A 23,125-nucleotide genomic window follows, 5' to 3' on the forward strand; every position below is an offset into this window, starting at 1 on the left:
AATAGGTTGATTTTACATGTTTTTTGCTGATACCTTTTTTTGCTGGTTTTACTGTTTATGTAGTAACTTTTGTAGCTTTTTTGCACCATAAACACCACTCTACACCTCTGTATTTAACTAAATAATATGCCATTTTTTTATTTAATGCAAATATTTTTATAGCAACAATCAATACATCTAGCTTTATATCTTGTTGCTTTTGGAAAATATCCTTCTATAACTTTTGTATAATCACTAATAGTTTTTTTCATATTTTCCTTTTCATTATCAGTAATATCCACTTCTTTTACAGTATATCCATCCCTACAATAGACAACATATCCCTTACTCACTAATTTATCATATACCTCTTCTATCATCAATCCATACATAACAATTTGTGTATAATAGGTAGAATAAATAATATCATCATATACAGCAAATTTATAATCTAAAGGTGCCATTGTTCCATCGACTAGTGTTAGCACTTCATCTACTTTTCCTCTTATCTTATATTTATTTGATACTAAAGACACATCTATATCCTTATCAATAACATTTAACCGTTTTCTTAAATAATCTCTATTCTCTTTTTCTCTTTTTTCATGAATGTTCCTTCCTTTTTGGACTTTGTATCTTTTTTCCTCATACTGTTGAATACCCAAACATTTCATAAAATAAATAAATCGCTTACAATATAGAAATTCAATTATTTCTGAAGGTGTAATATAATATTGATGTTCATTAAAAGAATTTAGAGATGATTTCATCTGTTACCAGCTCCTTATCAAAAGCTTGTCCTATTAAACCAGCTTTTTTCAGTTCTGCTTTGCTCATTGGAAAAATATACACTGAATCCTTATCTAAATTCACCATGTCCTCTATTTTTAGTTTCAATTCATCTAAATCATTTTCCTCTATATCTCCTAAGAAAACACTTTTTTGCACCCTATATAAGCCAATATTTTTACATTGTTTTACAACATGATTTCTAATTTTATTACTACTAATGTCATAGATTACCCAAATCAACATCATAAGTCCTCCTTTAGAATTTGATTTGCAATGCTATGGCAATCATATTGGACAATATTTTGCAATTCGATGTTTCTCCCTTTGTAACGAATTTTTCTCTCCATTTCCTTATTGTATTCGGTGATTAGTAGTTTCTTTCCTTCTTGGTTTAAATAGTAACCACCTTCGCCTACTTCATCAAAAATATCCTTCTTTATTTTTTTCGTAGTAAATAGTTTGAATACAATTTCATCAATATATCCACGATACATCTCTACGAGATCAAATACCAGTGCCTTTTTATTATAGTTGTCTGTATGCATAATGCCGATATAAGGATCTAATCCTGCTAATATACAGGCTTTTTCTACATTTGAGTAAAGTATTCCGTAACCATAATTTAGAAGACAGTTAAATTCATCTCTAGCTGGGTTACGACTTCTACCATTGAATTTATATTTTTCTGGGATCAATTGGCTTAATATCTCAAAATAAACTCGACCAGATGATCCTTCATATCCCTGTAGACTATCCCTTACCTCATCAACAGTCTCTTTAGCTTTTAATCCTTTAATGTTATTAATCTGTACTTTAATCTTCTCTATTCCTTCTTTGATTGTTTCTCTACGATTATCCCTTCGATTTATCGCTAATTTATTAAGATGCTCAATTTGATTTTCCAGTTTTTGTACTATCCATTCCTTAACTAGCATCAGACCAAAAGGATGTTCTTGCAAGAATAACTGTTTTCTTCTAATAGTGCTAATACTTCCTAACTTTGAGTGCCATACCCTTCCCAAGGGTTGTCCAGTGCTTTTCAAAAAAATAATATCAATATTGTTTTCTATTGCCAGCTCAATAGCATCTGTCGATAAAGCAGCGCGAGTTGTGATAAGAATTTGCTCAACTTTTTTAGCAGAGTATTCCTGTTTTAAATCGTCTTTTTGAAGCTGAAAACAGTCTCCACGTTTACAGAGATACACTCCTGGGGAGTTTATAACAAGCTTCATTTTTATCCACTCCTTTTGATTGTTCCAAAACCTCGCGAAACAGATTTTCCTAAACCTAGATAATCAGGTATCATAAAATTGACTTTGAAATTCCCTTTAAATCCCCGCATCTTGATGTTTTTGAAATTTGCCGCACATTCCTTTAAATCTATCCATATGTGAATTTGTTTATCCACAGTATACTTTAATCCTTTTGCCATAGATAAAATATTCCCTACTATGATTTTTTTTAGTATTTCTTCCTTTTCCATATCATTAGCCTCATTAAAAATTTTGTTATTCTTCTGATTTAGTGCAATCCATGGTGTAATAAATTTATACTGTAAATAATGATTTGTTAATCTAAAAGCTTTTTTTTCTTTAATTATTTCTTTTTGAAAGGTATCAAAAGACTTTCCATCTAGAATCATTTCATCTGTATTTAATCCAATGTCTGCAACCAATTTAGCTCCTTCTTCTATTCCACATATCATGGGGGTTGTGTTAATGATTTTGTATTGTACTTTTGGATATTCATAAATTAACTGTGCTCCCTTATGATTATGTAGTATCTCACTTTCACAATGCTTATTTGCAAAGTATCCCCTTATCTTTGTTGCCTCTCTTGTTTTTAAATCTAAATCTTCAAATTTTACAAGTGTGTATTCAATCTCCATCTCTTCATCTCCTAAAATACTGCTGTACTTGTCCTGATAATGCCTTTATCTTTATCATAATACTGCTTGTCAAGCACATGCATACCTTTTATAGTAAGGGTATTTATATTATCCATATCTTCTTTGTTAACACTTACTTTATACTTATTTAAAACCCTCCACGCATTAAGAACTTCTTGATATTCGCCATTTCCTTCTTCAATGATATCTAAACATTTTTGTGTCTCTTCATTGTAGTTTATAATGACATCTTCTTTCTGATAATTTTCTTCAATAAGTTTAAATAGTTCTCTAATCTTTCCAAAGTTAAAGGCTGCTATAGCTTCTTCAAGGTCCTTTGAAGGGTCCTTGCTTTTCCTTTCTTTAACAGCTTTAAAATAGGCTTTGTTAATTTCATAAATATCTTTTTCTAGAATAATAGATTTGTCTTTTATAATCTCTTCTGTTGCATCTAGTAAAGTTTCCGAGTAAATATATCTTGCAAACTTTTTATCAGAATGGTTTTCATTTATTAAAGAATAAATTTTTACAGTCCCTTTTCCACTAATAGCATTTCTATTTGCTCTTCCAGCCGTTTGATTAATCGAATCTATTGTGGAAAAATCTCTATATACTATATCAAAATCTACATCTACCCCCGCCTCAATCAACTGAGTAGATACAAGCACATACTTATTATCTTTATCTTCTTTTATTTGCTGAATAATTTCTAATCTTCTTTGAGGATGTATTTCTGTAGACAAATAAAGTATTTTTCTATTGATGCTTCTTATAGCTTCCGAATCCCTCAAATCATCCAAAATTTTTAAGGAAGATTTTACTGTGTTCAGTACAATTAAAAAGCTTTTATCTTGTTTCTCCTGTATATCCTCTATGATGATTTGTGAAAACTCATCTAGATAGATGGGGCTGGCTGTATGGTTTTCTATCTGTATCCGATCTAGTGTGCTAAATATTTTTACATTACTCTTAACAAGCTCTACTCCTTCAAGAAATAATGGCTTTGTAGCTGTTACTGTAATGACATAACAGTTAAACTTGTTACATAACACTTCAAAGATTTGTTCAATAATATCATAATATTTTGGTGGTATCGCTTGTACCTCGTCTAATATAATAATAGAGCCTGCTAGTTTATGAAACCTGTTTATTACTGCATTTTTACCTGATTGAAAGATCGTATTAAACAATTGAACAAAGGTAGTTGTAACAACAGTACTTTGCCAATTTTCTACACAAAAGCGTGCGTCATAGTTTTTGTATTCTGTGGCTTCGTCCATTTTTTCATTATAGTCCGTATAGTTCAACTCTGTCATAGAGTGATGTTTTAGTATAAAGCTTTCAAATCCTTTTAAACCATTGCTATCAAATATATCTTCTAGCACCTGATAATTTTGATCAATAACACTGGTAAAGGGAATGGTGTAAATGACGGTAGGTCTAATTTTTTTATCACTTTCATGATAAATTCTTTCTAACAACTGAAACGCTGCCCCATAAACACTTAATGTTTTTCCTGTTCCAGTGGGTACATTGATGGAAAACAAATGATCTTTTTGTAGATCCACTTCTTTTATGCCTTCTACTACTTCTTGATAAATTTGGTTTCTAATATGAAACAGCTCCGTATTTTCTATTTTAGGAAATTTTTCTCTTAAGGCATGTTTAACTTTTTCTTTGTATTTATCTACATAGCCCTCATATACATTTGTGCTATTTTGATAGGCTTTACCTCGAATTAGTTGAGTTTTATCTCCTGTCAATAATAGGGACCATAGATACTGCATCCATGTAAAATCTTCTATGGTAAAGGACTTCATCTTTTTTTTGAAGCTTTTCCAAGGATTTTTTAGGAATATTTCATCTTTTATTATTGTAAAAAACTCTGAAATATCCTGCTGATAAATTTCATTTAATTCTATCTTGTTTTTCTCTATGCTAGTGGCAATTTTCAGTAGTAGGTCTATATTATAATCAAAGAAAATCCTATCAGGATCTAAGTCACCATGATGCCTTTTCACTGCCATAAATCCTATGATTTTCCAAGGTTCTGGTAGCATATAGTAGGCAAAATAAGCAGATATTTCACCATGATTTTTTAGGTTTCCATCATATTCATCCTTTAAATATCTTTGAAAATACTCACTAGCTTTTCCAAAGTCATGGCACAAACAGATCATGTTAATAACATCTTCAATTTCTCCAGTTATTCCATGCATCCTACTGGTCTCTATGGCTATATCTCGAACCCCTTTGAGATGGTCAACTAAAAGCTGACCATCTTTAAAAGATTCTCCTTCTTTCACATGGGACTTTAGTTTAAAAGAAAAAGACATTCCTCTCACCTACCCGATAGATTTCACAATCTTTTGTCTGTAACGGTATGTCTACACCAAAAACTATTTTGCTGTATGCTAGGTACTCCCTATCTTTAGCATTTTTTATAGGAATTCTATCTATATAAATAGCTAAGTCTTCTTTTATGTCAAGTACTGTATATTCTTTTGGTACTAAGGTATCAACTGATTGTCCACTGTAGACATTGCCAAAAAGCATATCTTCATACTCAAGCTTTGCTATATGCTCACTACATCCTAAATAAGGAGTGAACACATATTCATGAGATTGTAACGCATCCATTAATCTTTGTAGTTTTTCCTCTTCATCCGATACAAATATTCTATACTTTACATCTCGTAAAAACTGTACCCTAGATTGAAAATTAGCAGCTTTATTATTATTGGTTTGTGCAATTAAATTAAAGGACTGGGTATCTTTGTAAACAGGGTTCAGCACCTGTATTCCTATTTTCATATTCTTGGTATGTTCGTACATCTCATCATACGCTACACCTAAAACCGCCCCTATCAATCCTTTTACTGCAATAGGATGGATTGATAAAAAGGTTAGAGCAGATGTTGTTGTATGAGGACAACGGAAACGTGCATATGCCCCTTTTGCTGTGAATACTAAAGTTTGCATCTCACCACCTCTATATATCAAATTGGTTAAAGACTTCTTGCGCATTAATCAATGCCACTTTCTCATGTTTATAAATATTGACCGCTACAATCTTGTCCTTCTTAGATTCATAGTATTTTCCTAGAGGAGCTAAATCAAATACAAATTCCTCAATGCTTCTAAGTTCTAGGTCTGATACCTTCTGATTTACTTTGATGTAATCTAGTTCTCCATCGATATAGTTTTTGTTATAAATAACTTCTACCAAAAGTCTAGGCATCTGATTTTTAGAAGTACTTCTATAGTTTTTGATGCCAGTCAATAATAGTTCCTTGAATTCTTCTAGGTCTTCTTCTTTGACCTCAATATCTTGTTTTTTTGCTACCATATCGTTGTATACCATGTAGGTTTTGAATAATGCATAGGGTGTGAAATATTTAGACCATATTGTCCCCTGCTTTGCCTCTTTTGCCGATGTAAAAACAGAAGTTCCCTGTGCAAATTTTACATCTGCTTCATGTAAACTCCTACTCCACATTACTTGTAACGGTCCGGTAATGTTGAATTTAGGTTTCGTTACAACTGCACCAAATAATTTTACATCCTTATATGCTTCTTTTAATTTAGCTTCAAGTTCGTCTTCTTTTACATCTTCTTCTTTTCGTACTTTCTCTGCTACCCCTTTGCAGTCAATAAAATTATTTTTTTCATTTTTTGTCGGTTTTACAAATACCTTCATGTCCCTATTTACCATTTCATCTCTTACATATCTCTTAATCCTTACATCAGACATTTCCAATTTTCCAGTTCTTTCATCCTGTCTAGGACGATTATCATTAATCATATCTCCATTGGCGTTTGACATAGTAGCGTCTGAATATAATACAAACTCCCTTGTATTTGCCATGTTTACTCCTCCTCACTTTCTTGTTTTTCCTCTTTTTCTATTTTAAAATAGGAATCTGCTCCCCAGAAAAATAGATATTTTGATTCATCAAAGGATAACTTGTTTTCTTTTTTTGCCATATATTCTTTTGCTTCACATATCATTTTTTTAAAGTAACTTTTATCTACATTATATTTAATTGCCTTATCTGTTAGTATATTTGAAAAGTAAACAAAATCCTTGTAATCAAATTTCCTAGAAAAGAAAAAGTTCTTTTCTAACGAAGTTCTTTCATTTTCGTTGGTATTTTCATCTGTTTTATTTCTGTTGTTCTTCATTAAATAAACCATGGTACTATAGGCTTTTCCCAGTATAAACCATGCCATTTTTTCATTTGTGTCAAAATATTCTTTATTTTTTTCAAAAAGCTCTATATAATCTTTATAATCCGCCATTACATCCCATCCCTTCTCTAAACAGTTACAAGCCCATAAAAAATTGTAGGCTCTATTTATGCTTCTCATGCAAGCATATTTTTTGTGTTCTTCCTTTAGGTAATAATGTTTATACACATCTGTTACTCTTTTGAAGAATAGGTTTCTATCTATTTTTCTTCCTGTAAAAATGGATTCTATCATTCTCATTTTTTCTTTTTTTGTAGTCTCAATATTTTCCGATGATATCTTAACTGCTGTACTATACATTAAGATGGTATTGAGCTTTATCTGATATTTATTAAATAAGCTCCCTATATAACTAAATCTTGAGGGTAAAACACTCTGGAGAACATGATTTATATAAAAGAATTTTGAATCATCTTCATAAAAAATCATATCCGTTACCGCCTTTGTTTTCCCTACTTCTTCCACTAACTCCTCTTCATTCAAACGAATCGTTGTAATTCTTTGCTCTTCTCCGTTTCTCTCTTTTATGTAGGATTTTTCATATGAATTAGCAATTTCTTCATCATAATGATGAGGTAAAAACATTACCTTTTCTCCAACCGAACTCCAGTAGGTGCTTAGATTTTCTTCAAGATACTTCTTTCCGATAATGATATCATTTAAGCAGCCTTCTCCTATGATAATACCGCTCTTTTCCTTATGTTCTACGTTGTTATAGATACCTTTATCATTGGTATAAAATTTATAGGTTGTGGTATTGTATCCTTGTCCTACTTCTCCACATAAATGGCAAATATGTTTTCCTGGTAAACTTTTATAAACCATACTATACATTTTTTTAATGAATTTATCCTCAAATAGTTCTCTAGGCATCTTTCCATTCACTTGTATAACAGCAAAAGTATTCTTATCCTTCTCCTGTAGATATGCTTCTACCTGTTCTTTTATCTCTTCATAGCGATTACCAATTTCACAAAACTCACAGGCTTTCTTTAATTTATCTCGTCCTTTTTTAAATCTCTCTTCTATTTTTTCTTGACTTATGTCTACATAAAAGTCTAATCTAACACCTCCCCCTTCAGCTCCTCTGCCAGACTGATAGAAAAGTGCATCATAAACAACATCTTTTTCGAAGTCTTTGGTAGTGTATTTAATTTCTCTTTCTAGCACATTAATCAACAGTATGTATTTCATGTCCTTTGATTCTATTGTATTTACCATACCATTGATAACACTTTCATTGGGATGCTTTTCTAAAACATAAGCGCCAATATTTTTTATATGTTCAATCATTTTCCATAACCTCCTTTCTTTTAATTGATTTTAAATTTGAATTCTGCAAAAAAAAACAAAACCCTTTGTTGAAATTTAGAGGATTTTGTCGAACATGTATTTATAAAAATTTTCACATCTATATTCATGTAACTCCATCATTCATTAGCCTTTTCAACATCCACAATCTCTTCATCTGTTTTCTTTACCTTACATTAACATAGCCAAAGATTAGTTGATATTGCTACGATCTCTATGAGTGATGTATTCATTTATATCACAACATCGCGTAATGCATGCAGTGTTATTCTATAACCTATATCTTTCCATTGGACAGCTAAATGCATCTCTATAGATAATTTTTATTTTTTTTTAAACATATCTGTATCTTTTTTTGAGTGATATTGAGAATAATCGAAGTAAACCTTCTCTAGAAAGATTAGCTGAAATTGCAAAAGCTCTATTTACTTCTATTTCATTTTTACTAGGAGAAGAAAACGTCTTTGTTTTCTTTAGCAGCTTTAATATAATCTACGGTATCAGGATCTCTATCAAATAATAATATTGTTAAAATCTTCTTCATAAAACTCATCCTTCAAGTACATTTTATTCAATAAAATACTCATTCAACATAGCCTATTAATGTGTTATATATTAATAAGCTTTATCAAAAACCAAGTGTTTAAGCACAACACTCCAATAAAGCCAGCTAAAAATGTATATGAAAACCAGTACTTTTTCTCATTTCTCTGTTTAATAAAGAGCCTTATCAACAAAATTTCCCACAATATGAAGAAAGCTACCCATAGTAAAACAGACCCTATAATCAGATTAACAATAAATATGATACTAATTGATAGATTTAACTTTTCAATAGAAAGTGAGCTTACAAATTGTTTTATACCTGTCATCAATATAACCTCCTTAATGATTTTATTGATTAATAAATTTAACTTTATACTATAATCTCATTATAACATTTTTCCATATTTTTATATCACTTTTATAACATCTGATTTATTATAAATAATTACAACCCCGTCAGATAATCAGAAGGTTTGATGTCTTACACCTTTAGTAGATTTAAATTTTTTTTAAAACTCAAATGAAATTTTCCTGTAATTATTGACTTTATTGCATAGATATGGCATTCTAATATTGTTTATAAAGTTTAATATAACGAAACAAAAAGTTTACTATTAATACCAATTATATCTAACTATAATTGCATTTAAAGGGGGATTAATGATGTCAAAGCCAATTATCGAATTAATGAATATATCAAAGAGCTATGATGGAAGTGAAGCACTGAAAAATATTAATCTATATGTTAGAAGAAATGAATTTTTAACCCTCTTAGGCCCCAGTGGTTGTGGCAAAACAACTACCTTAAGAATTATTGGTGGCTTTGAACCCCCTTCTTCTGGTGAAGTTTTCTTTGAGGGAAAAGACATTACTAGCATTCCTCCCTTTAAAAGAAAGGTTAACACTGTTTTTCAAAAATATGCTCTGTTTCCTCACTTGAGTGTGGCTGAAAACATAGCATTTGGATTAAATATTAAAAAAATTGATAAGGAAATTATTCAAAGCAAGGTAAGGGATATTTTATCATTGGTTAATCTGCCTGGTTTTGAAAAAAGATCAATTCACTCTTTGAGTGGTGGCCAGCAACAACGAATAGCTATTGCAAGGGCACTTGTTAACGAACCTGAGGTTCTTCTATTGGATGAACCATTGGGTGCGTTAGATTTAAAGCTTAGGAAAGAAATGCAAATTGAGTTAAAGAACATTCAACAGAAATTAGGAATTACCTTTATATATGTAACTCATGATCAGGAAGAGGCTTTAACTATGTCTGATACTGTTGTTGTCATGAGTAATGGCACCATTCAACAAATTGGAAGTCCGGTTGACATTTATAATGAACCTAAAAACTCCTTTGTTGCAGATTTCATTGGTGAAAGCAACATAGTTTCAGGCATTATGATAAAAGACTATCTTGTTCATTTTGCAGGTAAGGAATTTGATTGTGTTGATAAAGGCTTTTCTGATAATCAAGAGGTTGATGTTGTTGTTCGACCAGAGGATATTAAGCTGGTAAAAGAAGATGACGGTATGCTGAAGGGTAAAGTTGTTTCCGTTATATTTAAGGGAGTTCATTATGAAATGATGGTATCCTGCAATGATATAAAGTGGATGATTCATAGTACTTTAATGGAGGCTGTTGGCACAAAGGTAGGAATTATCATTCAGCCAAATGATATCCATATTATGAGGAAGGTGATAGATAGATGAAGGAAGGTCGTATTTCATCACCATATATAATTTGGATGACTATTTTTATTGTTTTTCCTATATTATTGATATTATTTTTCGGAATTACAATTAGAACTGATGAAGGATTTAAGCTTTCATTAGAAAATTTTCAGCGGTTTTTTGAACCTATTTATTTACTAGTGCTTTGGCGTTCAATCCGTCTGGCTTTTATTAGTACAGTAATATGTCTTATATTAGGATATCCAATGGCAATGATACTGGCCAATAAAGATTTAAAAATGAAGAACACCCTTGTGTTATTGTTTGTTATTCCTATGTGGATGAACTTTCTTCTAAGAACCTATGCATGGATGACACTATTGGAAAGAGGAGGAATAATAAATTCATTTCTGAGCTTATTAAGAATCCCACCCATTAATCTGTTATATACCGAGGAGGCAGTAATTCTTGGTATGGTATATAATTTTTTACCCTTTATGGTTTTGCCCATTTACTCTGTTTTAATCAAAATTGATAAAAGCCTATTGGAGGCTGCCGAAGACTTGGGAGCTGATTCATATACTGTATTACGTAAGGTTATATTTCCCTTAAGCATACCTGGGGTTATTTCTGGAATTACTATGGTATTTATGCCTGCAGTTACAACCTTTGTAATTTCAAGACTTTTAGGAGGAGGTCAATTTACTCTAATAGGTAATTTAATAGAGCAGCAATTTTTATTTGTTGGTGATTGGAACTTTGGCTCAGCAATTTCCATTGTTATGATTATATTAATACTCATTAGTATGGGATTCATGTCAAAATATGAAAAAGAGAACGAGGGGGCTGGGTTGTGGTGATGAGTTATTTGAAAAAACTATATGCCTTTATAATTTTTTTCTTTCTATATGCCCCTATTATGGTATTAATCGTATTTTCCTTTAATGAGTCAAAATCCCGAGGGAGTTGGGATGGCTTTACCCTAAAGTGGTACATTGAATTATTTCAGGATAGACAAATTATGTCTGCATTATACAATACAATAGTTATTGCCATTCTCTCTTCAACTATTGCAACTGCCATTGGTACTGCTGCTGCCATAGGAATACATAATATGAAGCAATTTAAAAGATCAATGGTAATGAATTTAACCTATTTACCAGTGTTGAATCCGGATATTGTTACAGGAATTTCTTTAATGCTGTTATTTATTTTCTTAAAAATTAGATTAGGGTTTTTAACATTATTGTTGGCTCATATAACCTTTAACATACCATATGTAATTATATCGGTTTTACCAAAGTTAAAGCAGTTAAATAAGCATATCTATGAAGCTGCTTTAGATTTAGGAGCAAGCCCAAGCTATGCCTTAAGAAAAGTAATTATACCTGAAATAATGCCAGGTATAATCACAGGTTTTTTGCTTGCCTTCACCCTATCTCTAGATGACTTTGTAATAAGCTTCTTTACTACTGGATCAGGCGTATCTAACCTGTCGATAACTATCTATTCAATGGCAAGGAGGGGCATTAACCCTAAAATTAACGCCCTTTCCACCATAATGTTTGTTACTGTATTGTTGCTATTAATAATAGTGAATAAAAGAATGTCTAAAACCAATATAATAAAGGAGTGATTTAAAGATGAAAAAGATTATCAAAGCTGTGGTTGCTATGGTGCTTATTTCTACAGTAATTTTTATAATGACAGGATGTGGCCAAAGCAAACCTACACTAAAGGTATATAACTGGGGAGACTATATTGATGAATCAATTTTTAAAGATTTTGAAGAGGAATATGGTATTAGAATTATATATGACACCTTTGCTACTAATGAGGATATGTATATAAAAATAAAGGCTGGCGGTAGCGATTATGATGTTGCCTTCCCATCAGATTATATGATTGAAAGAATGATTAGTGAAGATCTATTGTATGAAATAAATTATAATAACATCCCTAATTACAAATATATAGGTGACGAATTTAAAAATTTCAGCTATGATCCTACCAATGGGTATTCTGTTCCATATATGTGGGGAACCGTTGGAATTATATATAACACAACAATGGTAGATGATACTGTAGATAGCTGGGATATTCTGTGGAATGAAAAATATGCAAAGCAGATATTAATGTTGGATAGTCAGAGGGATTCCATTGGTATTACTTTAAAGAAATTAGGTTACTCTCTTAATACTAAAAATGTTGATGAGCTGGAAGCAGCCAAGGATGCATTAATTGAACAAAAACCCTTGGTGCTTGCATACGTAGGTGATGAAGTAAAGGACAAAATGATTGCAGGTGAAGCAGCCTTAGCTGTAGTTTGGTCTGGAGACGCTGTATATATGAACTGGGAGAATCCTGATCTTGAGTATGCAATACCAAAGGAAGGTAGTAACTTATGGTTTGACGCAATGGTCATTCCAAAGACTAGTAAAAACAAAGAAAATGCAGAGCTATTTATTAATTTTATGAGTAGAACTGACATTGCCTTTAAGAATGCTGACTATATTGGGTATTCGACCCCCCATATAGAAGCCCGTAATTTACTAGATGAAGATTTAATTAATGACCCAACTGCTTACCCAGAATTAGAGGACTTGGTTAACTGTGAGGTTTTCAAGGATCTTTCGGACTTCCTTCGGGAATACGATAAAATTTGGACAGAAGTAAAGGCAAGATAATGCAACAATAGTAATATGAAAAGACCTAGCGAAGGTAGCGTATACAGAAATACGTAAAATTGCTAGGTCTTTTACAGCAGTAAGAAATGCGTTTTTTTCGTCAGTCTGCATTGACTTTTTATAGGGTCTATGTTCAAATATATTTATGGAAATTACTATTTAAGAGGTGAAAGCATGAGTCGTGTAGGAAAAAGAATTCAAGATGAGAGAATTAAGAAGGGTATGACCCCTAAGCAGCTAGGCAAAAAGTGTGGTGTAGCTGAATCCTTTATTATAGATATCGAGGGGGGAAGAAAAATAATTAACGAGAAGCTTTTTGCTCAGATTTCTAAGGCGCTTGGTACAGATTTAGAAGAAGCTATGATTTTAGCACCTAATGAAGATGAAAAAAGAGAAGAAAAAATTGAAAGAAAGCTTCCCAAGCCTACGGCGGACAGATCAATAAAAAGAAATGATATAGAGCCTTTTGCACAATGGGGCGAGGCATTATCCAACATCATTAAGCAGATACCCATCTATGATGTCGAAATGGTTAGTATAAGGGGATACAAAGCCTTTCCTGTTATTGATAAGAAGGTAGAGGGTTTTAATCCAGATAAACTAATTTATATAGAGGCGGCGGATGACAGCCTTAGTCAGTATAGAATTAAAAGGAATGATAGATGCCTTATCTATTTAAACCATGAATTTATGAATGGTAGCTTTCATTTACTAGAATATGATAATAAAAGATATTTGAGAAGGATAAAAAAGGTAGATGGCAATAAGGTTCAATTAATTGAAGGAACTGGTGATAAAAAACCTATAATTATAGATGTTAAGGGTATTAAAATACTAGGACGATTAATAAGGGTAGAAATTGATTTTTAAATATACTAATGGTATTAATGGGAAGGACAGGTAGTTGATGAAAAAAATTAATGCTTGGATTATTGCAATAATAACAATAGGTGGGATATTTTATCTTTCCTCTATCCCAGGTTTAAGGGTGCTGCCGGTTTTAAGACAACTAAATACTATTGTCATGAGATTTGATGTATATTTTATTCGTATAGCTGAAATTATTGCTCAGCGTTTACCTGTCGATATGAATGAATTAACTCCTATTCAGACGGTAAGCAATGATTTTTATGCCTATGCTCAAGCAAATCCTGTAATCATTGAATTTTTATTAAGAAAAATCGCCCATGTGTTTGTTTTTTTTAGTTTAACAATAGTGTTATTCTTTTTACTTAACCAGTACACATACAAAACCTATAGCGCTGTATTAATTTCATTTTTTACAGCCACTACAATTGCTGCATTAGACGAATTCCGTCAATCATTTACAGATGGCAGAGTTAGCAGCTTAATAGATGTAGGGATTGACTTAATTGGTATCACAATGGCAACACTATTAATTCTGTTTTCTCTATTCATTACAAAGAAGTCAAAACAAAAATTACCTCCTATTTAGGAGGTTTTTAATTTTTGAAAGTCTGTTGACTTTTTCAATAGCTCTTCACCAATATTATCCATTAGTGGCATTTTATTTTCTATATGATAGATATATAATCTGTGGAGAGCTCTTGTCATTGCAACATATAATAGCTTAATGTCCAGTTCATTATCTCTATACTGTTCTTTTAAGTTGGTAATTAGAACTACATCAAATTCCAAGCCCTTTGCTAAATGAGATGGTACTAAGACAACTCCTGCCTCATAGATTTCTTCCTTTTCATCCAAAAGCTTAGCATTAATCTTTTTCCCTTCATCTAAACGCTTCTTTACCCTTAAACATTCTTCCTTGGTTTTACATATAACTGCAATAGATTTAAAGCTTTCTCTTTGAATAAAAAGAATCTTCTCCTCTAATTCATTTAATAGGCTATTTTCATCCTTAAAGCTTCTTGCCTCTGGTTTTTCTCCATGCCGTATTACTGGCTTTGCTAAAACTATTTGAGGGTTGTTTAGTTTTCTAATAATTTCATTTGCCAGCTGCATAACCTCAATGGTTGTACGATAGCTCTGAACCAGTGTCATGTAGTTGCTTCTTTTAGCATCGAATACATGCTCCAATAACTGCTCCCAATTTTGAATTCCCCTATATGAATGTATTCCTTGAGAAATATCTCCCAGTAGGGTGAACATATTTGTGTTTAGAACTGTCTTTAAGGTATATATTTGAAATACGCTAAAGTCTTGAGCTTCATCAATAACAATGCTATTAATATCAATTTTTTTCTCGAAACCAAATATCTTATGCTTTAAATACACTAACGCTGCATAATCTTCAAGTTCTACTTTTTTACTCAATAAAAGCTCTTTAGTTTTCTGACATAGATAATCACTTTCAACTTGAGGCAATTGATCATTGGAATATTTATTAAGAACCTCTCCATTACTCATCAGCTCTGAATAATAGTCAAAAAGATCTACCTTTGGAAATTTAGCTATATATTTTTTCACCAATGTTTTAGTTTGGTTTTTTAATGCTTTTAGCTTATCATCCCTTTTATTAATTAAGTCTACAATTTTAAGCCTTCTTTCCTCTGTTGCTTCCCCAGTATTTCGCAGCCGTTCAAGCTCCCTATCAAATCTTTCCTCAGTATTTTCTAGAATACCTTTTTTAACTTGCTTAAACTTATAGGTAAGTGTTTTCTTTATTTCGTTAACTCTTTTATATAAAGGTAAATATCCTAACTCTTCTATAAACATACTATTAATGCTATCGGCAGTCATAATTACTAGATTCTCTATAATAAAATCTTCTTTAGGCGTAAAATTTAATTCTAAAGTCTTTACATAGTTATCAATAATAGCTTTAAAATCCATAGAACCTTTAAAGGCTGTAGCCCATTTCACCAAATTTTGTTCTTTAGTAGATGCCTCATGGGTGCCAGCACGTATAAATTCCATTAATTTGTTTTCAGAGCTTACCATTTTATATTTATTCCCCAGCAGCTCCACCATAAAATCTATAAAGGTTGTCTGCTTAACTTTTTCTACCCCTAGCTCTGGTAAAACTTCAGAGATATAATTAATGAACAGCTTATTTGGTGCCATAATCATGAAGCTTTCTGGATGGAAGGTTTTTTCATAGGTATATATGAAGTAGGCTATTCTATGGAGGGCTATGGTTGTTTTTCCACTGCCTGCGACTCCCTGAACAATTAAAGGTTTACCCATATCTGCCCGTATAACTCTATTTTGTTCGGCTTGAATAGTAGATGCAATATCCTTTAGCTTTTCTTCAGCATTTGCCTCTAAGGAGGCCTGTAAAAAGGCATCATTGGTTGTAATATCAACATCTAAAATATCCTTAAGTTCTCCCTCTTCTATAGTATATTGACGTTTTAATAATAGTTCTCCCTCTTGCGTAACCCCCTCTGCCTCATAGGTGGTTTCACCCAGTCTACCTTCATAGTATACATTAGCTATGGGAGCCCTCCAGTCTACAATCAGAGGAACACTATCTTCTGCCCTAAATAGTGAGGTCTTTCCGATATAGAGCTTATCTGTTTTATTACTTCCCTTCTCTTTAAAGTCAATTCGTGAAAAATAAGGCTTCTTCCTAGATCTAGATAAGCTTTCAAAGTTTCGATCCGCCATTTCTATAAATTTTGTATTAATCAACACACTGATATAGCTTTGGGAGCTATCAAGATAGTCTAGATTAATCATGGCATCTTTAATATTTTCTTTATATAGCTTTCGATACTCCTCTGTTGCATCCAAGGTTTTTTCTATATATTCCTTAGTATGCTCTAATCGCTCTACTTCCTGCTTATAATCTGGATGTCCCTTTACCGGCATTAACTTTCTCCCTTCCTTCAAGGTCTTTTTTATAGTATTAGTCTACATTTTATTTTATAGGATCCTTAGGTGCTGGTGACACGAATGAGGATAAGCTTCCCAATATAGGAAATATCATCATAAATAATAGAATCTCTTTATATCCTCCAAAAACATCATATGCATATCCGAAGGGCAACGGTCCTAAAGAAGAACCAATAACCATTGCTGTCATTGTGATACCACGAATACTTCCTAGGTTTTTTCTACCGAAATAATTGGGCCATAGCACACCGGTACTGACTGAGTCGAAGGCCACAAAGATCAAAACCTACTCCCATATTATTTATTAACCAATTGTTAATGGGGGGCAATAGCGCTGAACCAGCAACACCGCCTAATGCCATTAGGCTTAATGCCTTCCCTCTATAATTAATAAACCATTGTGGAACCAGGGTAGAAGGAATTAAGGTCATGGAGCCTTGACCAAAAAGTCTTAAGAATACAAACCCAACTATCAGCATAGCTGGTTTAGTTACAAAGCTCATCCACAAGCAAACCAAACCTAAGATGTGGCAATAAAAGCCATCACTTTTCTATGACCTTTAGCATCTATAGCTTTTCCTACTATAGGAAGAATAAGTCCTGCCGTAAGGGTAGCAATGGAATAATAGCTTGATACCAGTGTCCTGCTCCACCCTAAATTATCAACGTAATAATTGATAAATATAGAAATTGAATAGGTTTGACCTGGCCCAGAGAAAAAAAGCCCCAATGCTGCAATTGCTACTACAAGCCACCCATAAAAAAAGGAGGTTTGAATATGTTCTTTAGTTTTCATTTTTCGCCTCCCTATATAAAGTAATGAGGATAGATTTTCTTAAATCAAGAAACCTATCCTTAAGCATAAAATATTTTTATCAGAATACGAGTTTTCTCCTACTGAATAGTATACATAATAAACTAGTATACAACAAGTTTAATAATTGATGAATTTGTTATCTTTAAGCTATTTTGTTATAATTGTTTTATAATTTATGGTTATAATTAAAATGCAAATTCAAATTGAAAGGAATTAATTATGAATTATACAGGAGAAAGAGTTATACCTAATTTAATGAATCCAAAAAACGGTCTTTTAATAGAGCACATTGCCCGTTATGAATTTTCTAAGCAATTTTGCAAAGGAAGAGTTTTAGATATTGCCTGTGGTGTAGGCTATGGCAGTGAAATAATCTTAAAACAAAACCTTAATGTAAATGAATACGTAGGAATTGATTTTTCTGAAGAAGCTATTGAATATGCAAAAAATAACTATGGATTTGTAGAAGCAGATTATTATGTAGATGATGCTTTGAATGTAGATTTATATAAAAAATATGGCACCTTTGATACCATAGTCAGTCTAGAAACCATTGAACATTTTGAAGGGGATTCTATTTTTGTCAGCAATCTTTATAACCTATTGAAGCCAGATGGTACCCTTATTATATCTACCCCCTTTGGCAGAGGAAAAAATCAACCCTGTGCAAGTCCCTTTCATGTATATCAATACACAGAGTCAGAGTTTATAGAGGTTTTAAAAGCATTTTCCCAGATAACAATGTATCATCAAATTGATACCACCATTGAAATTCCAAAGCCTAATCAAAAATACTATCTAATGGTGGCAGTGTGTCAAAAATTATAGCAAGCTACACCTTCAATTTGAATTAAACATGTATCGTCAATAAAATCGGAGGTTATTGTGGTTCTGACGGGATAATTTCCCTCTTTAAAATATTTAGTCCAAACCCCGTGTATTTTTCTAAAATCCTGAATATCTTTCAAAATAATAGTCAATTTAACTACATTTTCTAAAGTCAAATTTATTTCCCTTAAATCTTTTTCAAGATCCTTCAATATATTTTCCAATTGTTCTTCTACTGTTGACCCTGCTGCACCATAATGACCAATATAAACAGTTTCGTTTTTTACAACAAATGTAGATAGCTCATACTTATCGTATGGTGGAATTACAACTCTCTTTATCACATAAGTAACCCCCATTATTTTATTTTGTAAAAGCAAAAAAATTTTGCTACAGTACTTATTTGACATTTCTTCGTATTTTCCTTCACAATATTTAAAGCCATATAGGTGTTATTTTCTCACCTATATGGCTCTTTTAGCTTTATTCTATTATATTTATTTTTGATCTATTTATATAAGCTTTTCATAACAACCTACTACTCTGATATTAGCTTCCATACACCCCACTCACCAGTGGTTCCTGGTTCTTCTCCCTGAGTCCACCATTTGGCTTCCCAAACAGAATTTTGCCAGGTTACTTTATCTCCAACATGGTAAATGCTGGTGCTGTTCCATGCTGGGTATATGGGCTCAACTCCGCCCTCAGATACTGTTACATTTAGAACATTACTTACGGTGCTTCCGTAATCATTAAGTAGTTGTGCTTGATAAATATAGATACCTTCCGGTTTATCGCTGAAGGGTACAACTATTGTTGTATTATTGTTATAATTGGCGTCTACATTTTCCTCTAGTATAACAACATTATTTTCTGTTAGCTTTATATAGTCAGCTCTGCTTTTTGGAGGAATGGTAACTGTTACTGTGTAGTTGCCATCATTCTCTACCTTATCTGTACTTACTGTTGATGACTTTGGATTTAATGGTTGTGTACCTCCATCATTTAGCTTATCATAAATAACATTAAGAAGATCACTATCTCTATCACAGCTTATCTCCCAGAACATTATTCCACCTAGATTATTTTCCATTACATAGTCTGATTTAAGACCCACTGAAATAGGGTCTTCATAGCTAATCATTATCCCAGTGGCAGGACTATAGACATATGGTACTTTAGAAGCTTCATCAAAATGGTTGCCATAGGTTGGAAGGTAATTCCTTTTAATATCTGTATAGTCGAATACTCCTGTATTTCCACTGGCCCAATCATCCCAAGTCCCAGGCGGCACTCCAGCTGCACTTTGGAAAAGACCATTATTGTTATTTGTTACCCCTGACCATCCTCGTCCGTAGAATGGTACACCTACTACAACTTTATCTTCTGGAACTCCACCATCAAGATATTGTTGAATGGCACTATGGGTGTTGTATTTTGTCTTAATGTATCCTGGAGGATTATTGGAGGATGGATCATTTGGATTTGCATAAAGTGGTGCATGATGATTGGTTATATTTTCCCATCCCCCATGGAAATCGTAGGTCATTACGTTTATAAAGTCAAGGTATTGATGTATTTGATCTAACTCTAAATTAAGTATTTTATCTGCTCCGGCACTGGTTGCAACAGTTAATAAATAGTATGTTCCATCCTCTTGACCAGCTGCATCCAATTGCTCTCTTAATTCCCTCAATAGATGTGTAAAGTTCTGCTTATCCTCTGGCCTATATATATTATTTGGCATTCCACCTTCTACAGGGTATTCCCAGTCAATATCTACTCCATTAAATCCATATTGACGTATAAAGTCAACACATGAGGCGGCGAAATTACTCCTTGATGCATTGGTTAAAGCTATATCAGAAAACTTATCTGACCATGTCCAACCACCAACAGATATTAAGGTTTGCAAATGTGGGTGATTTTCTTTTAATTTATTTAACTGATTAAAGTGTCCCTTAAGGGGCTGATCCCAGCTATCTCCTGGGAATGCCTTTTCTACATCTGCCCAAGGGTCTCCCAACATAATTGTTCCTTGATTTGAAATATTGGCAAAGGCATAATTAATATGGGTAATTTTATCTGCTGGAATATCTGGAACATTATAGTTTCTGCCATAGGTACTCCATGCAGTGTAATATGCAACTATTCTTTTATTGGCTGATTGCTGACTTTGGTCCTCCTCCAATGATGCTGCTGTAAGTCCTACACTAACTTGATTAGCTAAGAACAGCATTACTAAGAAAAACACTGAACATATTTTAATAATTTGCTTTCTTTTCATTTCGTTTCCTCCTTAAATTTTAATTTATTCACTTTGAATCAGGGTGTTAATATGCTTCCAGACTCCCCATTCTCCTGTAGTGCCTGGCTCTTCTCCTTGAGTCCACCATTTTGCCTCCCAAACACTTCCATTCCAGGTTACTCTATCACCTGTTAAATATATTGAGGTGGAATTCCAGGTTGGATACTCTGGTTCAGTATCGGCTGAAACCTTAACTAGTAATTGGTTACTAGCTGTTTCTCCATTCATATTAGTCAATTGACAGATATAGGTGTAGTCACCCTCTGGTTTATTGTTAAAGGTTACAGTTATATACTCCACATGGTTATCCGGATCAACTGCTTCTTCGCTAATAACCACATCATTTTCATATAGCTTCATGGATGTGGCTCTGCTGTTTTCTGGTATTGTAACAGTCAAAGTATAATCTCCTTGATTAAGGTGATTATCAACTGCTAATACAGGTGCCTTAGGATTTTGTGGATCAGGATCAGTACCTCTTTCATAGCTGGAGGCATATCCATTTAATACAAAATTCTGTGGTCCTCCACCAAAGCATAGCTTAATCATGCCCTGTAGTGTAGCATACTCACCTTTAGGTATTGCCATCCATGAGCTACCAGTAATTGTATATCTATAAAAGTCTCCCATTGAAACAGGCTGAGATAAAGCGGCTCCCCATACAGAAGTTATGGTTGCACTTTTGGGAAAGTCAAATTCCAGCTTCCATCCCCCTGGTATGTCTTGGTCGCTATTATTTATAATTTTCATTTCATAGGAGTAGTTTGGATGGTCATAGTCACCATCAAACTCTATTTTATAGTCTAACACTGGTAAAACAGGGGGCTCTGGTGGTAATTCTGGGTCTGGTGCATTAGCAAAGGTTTCATGGGCTAAGGTTGTTAAAGAATAGCCAACATCATAGCTTCCATCAGTTTGTTGGTCATAGTCACCGCTAAGCTCCCAAATCATAATACCACCAAGTCCTTTGTCAATCACATATTGCAGCTTATGTGACAGTGACTCTTCATCTTCATATGATAAAAATACTCTATCATTTTGATGCCATAAATAAGGTGCTTTACTTACATCATCAAAGTATCTTTGATATCCCTCTGTTCCTTCAAGTGTCTTCATATGCCATATAGGATTTGTACCTGATGGCTCTTCTGGTGGTGGATCATTCCAAATACCATTATTGCCATCGGCACCTCCACCACTTTGCGGAGCTGAACCATATAGACCACCTGGTAAGGTTGATGGATTTACATTTTTCCATCCCCGTGAATAGTAGGGTATACCGATATTAATCTTCTCAGGTGGTAAAACACCACGATAATATCTATATGCCCAATCTATATTTAAAACGGGTATGCCTAGGGGCATAGTTTCAGGATCTCGGTCATCAGGCCACAGGCCAGCATTATGACCCACAAAGCCGTTCCACGCTCCATGAAAATCATAGGTCATTATATTTAGAAAATCCAGATATTCAGCGTAGTCACTGGTTTTCATTCCACCAAGTATCCATGATGAGGCAGGTGCAGCAACTGTAAGTAAATACTCTTTGCCATCCTCTTGGCCGGCTGTATCTATTTTTTCCCGCAACAGCTTTATCAGCTCAACATAATCATCATATAGTACATCTCTTAATGGCTCTGCAACAGGATAGTCCTTAGGATTACCTGCCTGTGATGTTGCTGTGGGGTATTCATAATCAATGTCTACACCATCAAAATTATATTCTCTGATAAAATCTATACAGCTATTGGCAAAGGCTTCTCTACCCTCTTGTGTTCTTGCCATAGTGTAAAAGCCACCTGATTCTGACCATCCACCTACAGCTATTAGTGTTTTAACATTAGGGTATATTTCCTTATATTTTGTTAAAAGGTTGAAATGACCTTTATATGGTAAATCTGGCAATTGCCCTGGGTAATCCTTTTCAATAGCTGCATTTCTGTCAATAAAGGCAATTTTATTGTCACTGCCAACCTTTGCAAAGGCATAATTAATATGAGTTACCTTATCCCATGGTATTTTGTCTACAGTGTAGTTGTCCTTTAAAGGCTGATCTCCCCATTCAACAAAGTATGCCACTATCCTTTTTTGATTGGATGAATTGCTATTTTTCAGATCTTCTACTGCAATTGAATCTACAGGCAGCATATATAGTAAAGTAAAGCATGCAAGCATTAAGGCTAAAAGTATTTTTTTTCCTTTGTACATATTTATCCTCCTAACTAAAT

At 33.1% G+C, this 23,125-nt stretch carries 23 protein-coding genes and 1 pseudogene; 8 read left to right on the forward strand and 16 right to left on the reverse strand.

Features of this window, described 5'->3' with window-relative positions; genetic code table 11:
- Positions 1 to 137: 137 nt before the first annotated feature.
- The 8 genes from cas4 to BLP68_RS12180 are packed head-to-tail and all read right to left on the reverse strand — an operon-like array spanning position 138 to position 8,203.
- On the reverse strand, positions 138 to 749 hold the full coding sequence (gene cas4, locus BLP68_RS12145; protein WP_091543918.1) for a CRISPR-associated protein Cas4: 612 nt from the start codon (positions 747 to 749) through the stop codon (positions 138 to 140).
- Entirely contained in the window at positions 724 to 1,014 is a 291-nt protein-coding gene (gene cas2, locus BLP68_RS12150; RefSeq protein ID WP_091543921.1) for a CRISPR-associated endonuclease Cas2, read from the reverse strand. Before cas2 ends, cas4 begins: the two co-directional genes overlap by 26 nt.
- A complete protein-coding gene (gene cas1, locus BLP68_RS12155; RefSeq protein ID WP_091543922.1) occupies positions 1,014 to 2,003 on the reverse strand; it encodes a CRISPR-associated endonuclease Cas1 in 990 nt (329 codons plus the stop codon). Before cas1 ends, cas2 begins: the two co-directional genes overlap by 1 nt.
- Before the next feature lie 2 nt (positions 2,004 to 2,005).
- Complete coding sequence (locus BLP68_RS12160) at positions 2,006 to 2,659, reverse strand: CRISPR-associated endonuclease Cas6 (RefSeq protein WP_091543926.1); 654 nt, start codon at positions 2,657 to 2,659, stop codon at positions 2,006 to 2,008.
- An 11-nt stretch (positions 2,660 to 2,670) separates the two neighbouring features.
- Positions 2,671 to 4,995, reverse strand: a complete 2,325-nt coding sequence (locus BLP68_RS12165; protein WP_091543927.1) for a CRISPR-associated helicase/endonuclease Cas3 — start codon at positions 4,993 to 4,995, stop codon at positions 2,671 to 2,673.
- Positions 4,979 to 5,641: a type I-B CRISPR-associated protein Cas5b gene (cas5b, locus tag BLP68_RS12170; protein ID WP_176759005.1), complete on the reverse strand. Its 663-nt coding sequence runs from the start codon at positions 5,639 to 5,641 to the stop codon at positions 4,979 to 4,981. The genes BLP68_RS12165 and cas5b overlap by 17 nt, the downstream gene beginning before the upstream one ends.
- Positions 5,642 to 5,651: 10 nt before the next feature.
- On the reverse strand, positions 5,652 to 6,527 hold the full coding sequence (gene cas7b, locus BLP68_RS12175) for a type I-B CRISPR-associated protein Cas7/Csh2 (RefSeq protein WP_091543934.1): 876 nt from the start codon (positions 6,525 to 6,527) through the stop codon (positions 5,652 to 5,654).
- Positions 6,528 to 6,529: 2 nt separating this feature from the next.
- Positions 6,530 to 8,203, reverse strand: coding sequence for a TIGR02556 family CRISPR-associated protein (locus BLP68_RS12180; protein WP_091543937.1), 1,674 nt, complete (start codon positions 8,201 to 8,203; stop codon positions 6,530 to 6,532).
- A 373-nt stretch (positions 8,204 to 8,576) separates the two neighbouring features.
- Between BLP68_RS12180 and BLP68_RS22465 the strand changes: the two are divergent.
- A pseudogene (locus BLP68_RS22465) lies at positions 8,577 to 8,654 on the forward strand (helix-turn-helix domain-containing protein); the annotation flags it as partial.
- 175 nt (positions 8,655 to 8,829) lie between these two features.
- On the opposite strand, the gene BLP68_RS12190 reads toward BLP68_RS22465, so the two are convergent.
- Entirely contained in the window at positions 8,830 to 9,093 is a 264-nt protein-coding gene (locus BLP68_RS12190) for a hypothetical protein (protein ID WP_091543942.1), read from the reverse strand.
- A gap of 337 nt (positions 9,094 to 9,430) precedes the next feature.
- Between BLP68_RS12190 and potA the strand changes: the two genes are divergently transcribed.
- The 6 genes from potA (at position 9,431) to BLP68_RS12220 (ending at position 14,581) form a co-directional block, all read left to right on the forward strand.
- Positions 9,431 to 10,477 (forward strand): spermidine/putrescine ABC transporter ATP-binding protein, encoded by a 1,047-nt coding sequence (potA, locus tag BLP68_RS12195; protein WP_091543944.1) that lies wholly within the window; start codon positions 9,431 to 9,433, stop codon positions 10,475 to 10,477.
- Entirely contained in the window at positions 10,474 to 11,298 is an 825-nt protein-coding gene (locus BLP68_RS12200) for an ABC transporter permease (protein WP_091543947.1), read from the forward strand. Before potA ends, BLP68_RS12200 begins: the two co-directional genes overlap by 4 nt.
- Positions 11,298 to 12,074: an ABC transporter permease gene (locus BLP68_RS12205; RefSeq protein ID WP_176759015.1), complete on the forward strand. Its 777-nt coding sequence runs from the start codon at positions 11,298 to 11,300 to the stop codon at positions 12,072 to 12,074. The genes BLP68_RS12200 and BLP68_RS12205 overlap by 1 nt, the downstream gene beginning before the upstream one ends.
- Before the next feature lie 7 nt (positions 12,075 to 12,081).
- Positions 12,082 to 13,125: an ABC transporter substrate-binding protein gene (locus BLP68_RS12210; protein ID WP_091543952.1), complete on the forward strand. Its 1,044-nt coding sequence runs from the start codon at positions 12,082 to 12,084 to the stop codon at positions 13,123 to 13,125.
- A gap of 174 nt (positions 13,126 to 13,299) precedes the next feature.
- A complete protein-coding gene (locus BLP68_RS12215) occupies positions 13,300 to 13,995 on the forward strand; it encodes a helix-turn-helix domain-containing protein (RefSeq protein WP_176759007.1) in 696 nt (231 codons plus the stop codon).
- 37 nt (positions 13,996 to 14,032) lie between these two features.
- A complete protein-coding gene (locus BLP68_RS12220; RefSeq protein WP_091543956.1) occupies positions 14,033 to 14,581 on the forward strand; it encodes a VanZ family protein in 549 nt (182 codons plus the stop codon).
- Here BLP68_RS12220 and helD read toward each other — a convergent pair.
- The 4 genes from helD to BLP68_RS21990 are packed head-to-tail and all read right to left on the reverse strand — an operon-like array spanning position 14,578 to position 17,740.
- Positions 14,578 to 16,920, reverse strand: coding sequence for an RNA polymerase recycling motor HelD (gene helD / locus BLP68_RS12225; RefSeq protein WP_091543962.1), 2,343 nt, complete (start codon positions 16,918 to 16,920; stop codon positions 14,578 to 14,580). The two genes, BLP68_RS12220 and helD, sit on opposite strands and share 4 nt — an antisense overlap.
- A gap of 49 nt (positions 16,921 to 16,969) precedes the next feature.
- Entirely contained in the window at positions 16,970 to 17,134 is a 165-nt protein-coding gene (locus tag BLP68_RS21980; RefSeq protein ID WP_207647917.1) for a hypothetical protein, read from the reverse strand.
- Between the two features lie 31 nt (positions 17,135 to 17,165).
- Positions 17,166 to 17,447, reverse strand: coding sequence for a hypothetical protein (locus tag BLP68_RS21985; protein WP_207647918.1), 282 nt, complete (start codon positions 17,445 to 17,447; stop codon positions 17,166 to 17,168).
- Positions 17,448 to 17,464: 17 nt separating this feature from the next.
- The gene (locus BLP68_RS21990) at positions 17,465 to 17,740 is read right to left on the reverse strand and encodes a hypothetical protein (RefSeq protein WP_207647919.1); all 276 of its coding nucleotides are present in this window, start codon (positions 17,738 to 17,740) and stop codon (positions 17,465 to 17,467) included.
- A 240-nt stretch (positions 17,741 to 17,980) separates the two neighbouring features.
- Here BLP68_RS21990 and BLP68_RS12235 point away from each other — a divergent pair, with 240 nt between their 5' ends.
- Positions 17,981 to 18,589, forward strand: coding sequence for a class I SAM-dependent methyltransferase (locus BLP68_RS12235; protein ID WP_091543964.1), 609 nt, complete (start codon positions 17,981 to 17,983; stop codon positions 18,587 to 18,589).
- Here BLP68_RS12235 and BLP68_RS12240 read toward each other — a convergent pair.
- The 3 genes from BLP68_RS12240 to BLP68_RS12250 all read right to left on the reverse strand — a co-directional run bounded on the left by BLP68_RS12240 (position 18,577) and on the right by BLP68_RS12250 (position 23,105).
- A complete protein-coding gene (locus tag BLP68_RS12240; RefSeq protein ID WP_176759009.1) occupies positions 18,577 to 18,933 on the reverse strand; it encodes a RidA family protein in 357 nt (118 codons plus the stop codon). The genes BLP68_RS12235 and BLP68_RS12240 overlap by 13 nt on opposite strands.
- Before the next feature lie 194 nt (positions 18,934 to 19,127).
- Positions 19,128 to 20,876, reverse strand: coding sequence for a glycosyl hydrolase family 18 protein (locus tag BLP68_RS12245; RefSeq protein ID WP_091543968.1), 1,749 nt, complete (start codon positions 20,874 to 20,876; stop codon positions 19,128 to 19,130).
- A gap of 24 nt (positions 20,877 to 20,900) precedes the next feature.
- Positions 20,901 to 23,105: a glycosyl hydrolase family 18 protein gene (locus tag BLP68_RS12250; protein ID WP_091543970.1), complete on the reverse strand. Its 2,205-nt coding sequence runs from the start codon at positions 23,103 to 23,105 to the stop codon at positions 20,901 to 20,903.
- Positions 23,106 to 23,125: the final 20 nt, after the last annotated feature.

The sequence above is a fragment of the Alkaliphilus peptidifermentans DSM 18978 genome, assembly GCF_900101495.1.
In the GTDB taxonomy this organism is placed as follows: domain Bacteria; phylum Bacillota; class Clostridia; order Peptostreptococcales; family Natronincolaceae; genus Alkaliphilus_C; species Alkaliphilus_C peptidifermentans.

What these genes read in the sequence shown, in the direction of transcription:
- cas4 (WP_091543918.1), bottom strand. Translation starts at nt 749, where the DNA reads ATGAAATCATCTCTAAATTCTTTTAATGAACATCAATATTATATTACA.
- cas2 (WP_091543921.1), bottom strand. Translation starts at nt 1,014, where the DNA reads ATGTTGATTTGGGTAATCTATGACATTAGTAGTAATAAAATTAGAAAT.
- cas1 (WP_091543922.1), bottom strand. Translation starts at nt 2,003, where the DNA reads ATGAAGCTTGTTATAAACTCCCCAGGAGTGTATCTCTGTAAACGTGGA.
- BLP68_RS12160 (WP_091543926.1), bottom strand. Translation starts at nt 2,659, where the DNA reads ATGGAGATTGAATACACACTTGTAAAATTTGAAGATTTAGATTTAAAA.
- BLP68_RS12165 (WP_091543927.1), bottom strand. Translation starts at nt 4,995, where the DNA reads ATGTCTTTTTCTTTTAAACTAAAGTCCCATGTGAAAGAAGGAGAATCT.
- cas5b (WP_176759005.1), bottom strand. Translation starts at nt 5,641, where the DNA reads ATGCAAACTTTAGTATTCACAGCAAAAGGGGCATATGCACGTTTCCGT.
- cas7b (WP_091543934.1), bottom strand. Translation starts at nt 6,527, where the DNA reads ATGGCAAATACAAGGGAGTTTGTATTATATTCAGACGCTACTATGTCA.
- BLP68_RS12180 (WP_091543937.1), bottom strand. Translation starts at nt 8,203, where the DNA reads ATGATTGAACATATAAAAAATATTGGCGCTTATGTTTTAGAAAAGCAT.
- BLP68_RS12190 (WP_091543942.1), bottom strand. Translation starts at nt 9,093, where the DNA reads ATGACAGGTATAAAACAATTTGTAAGCTCACTTTCTATTGAAAAGTTA.
- potA (WP_091543944.1), top strand. Translation starts at nt 9,431, where the DNA reads ATGTCAAAGCCAATTATCGAATTAATGAATATATCAAAGAGCTATGAT.
- BLP68_RS12200 (WP_091543947.1), top strand. Translation starts at nt 10,474, where the DNA reads ATGAAGGAAGGTCGTATTTCATCACCATATATAATTTGGATGACTATT.
- BLP68_RS12205 (WP_176759015.1), top strand. Translation starts at nt 11,298, where the DNA reads ATGAGTTATTTGAAAAAACTATATGCCTTTATAATTTTTTTCTTTCTA.
- BLP68_RS12210 (WP_091543952.1), top strand. Translation starts at nt 12,082, where the DNA reads ATGAAAAAGATTATCAAAGCTGTGGTTGCTATGGTGCTTATTTCTACA.
- BLP68_RS12215 (WP_176759007.1), top strand. Translation starts at nt 13,300, where the DNA reads ATGAGTCGTGTAGGAAAAAGAATTCAAGATGAGAGAATTAAGAAGGGT.
- BLP68_RS12220 (WP_091543956.1), top strand. Translation starts at nt 14,033, where the DNA reads ATGAAAAAAATTAATGCTTGGATTATTGCAATAATAACAATAGGTGGG.
- helD (WP_091543962.1), bottom strand. Translation starts at nt 16,920, where the DNA reads ATGCCGGTAAAGGGACATCCAGATTATAAGCAGGAAGTAGAGCGATTA.
- BLP68_RS21980 (WP_207647917.1), bottom strand. Translation starts at nt 17,134, where the DNA reads ATGACAGCAATGGTTATTGGTTCTTCTTTAGGACCGTTGCCCTTCGGA.
- BLP68_RS21985 (WP_207647918.1), bottom strand. Translation starts at nt 17,447, where the DNA reads ATGAGCTTTGTAACTAAACCAGCTATGCTGATAGTTGGGTTTGTATTC.
- BLP68_RS21990 (WP_207647919.1), bottom strand. Translation starts at nt 17,740, where the DNA reads ATGAAAACTAAAGAACATATTCAAACCTCCTTTTTTTATGGGTGGCTT.
- BLP68_RS12235 (WP_091543964.1), top strand. Translation starts at nt 17,981, where the DNA reads ATGAATTATACAGGAGAAAGAGTTATACCTAATTTAATGAATCCAAAA.
- BLP68_RS12245 (WP_091543968.1), bottom strand. Translation starts at nt 20,876, where the DNA reads ATGAAAAGAAAGCAAATTATTAAAATATGTTCAGTGTTTTTCTTAGTA.
- BLP68_RS12250 (WP_091543970.1), bottom strand. Translation starts at nt 23,105, where the DNA reads ATGTACAAAGGAAAAAAAATACTTTTAGCCTTAATGCTTGCATGCTTT.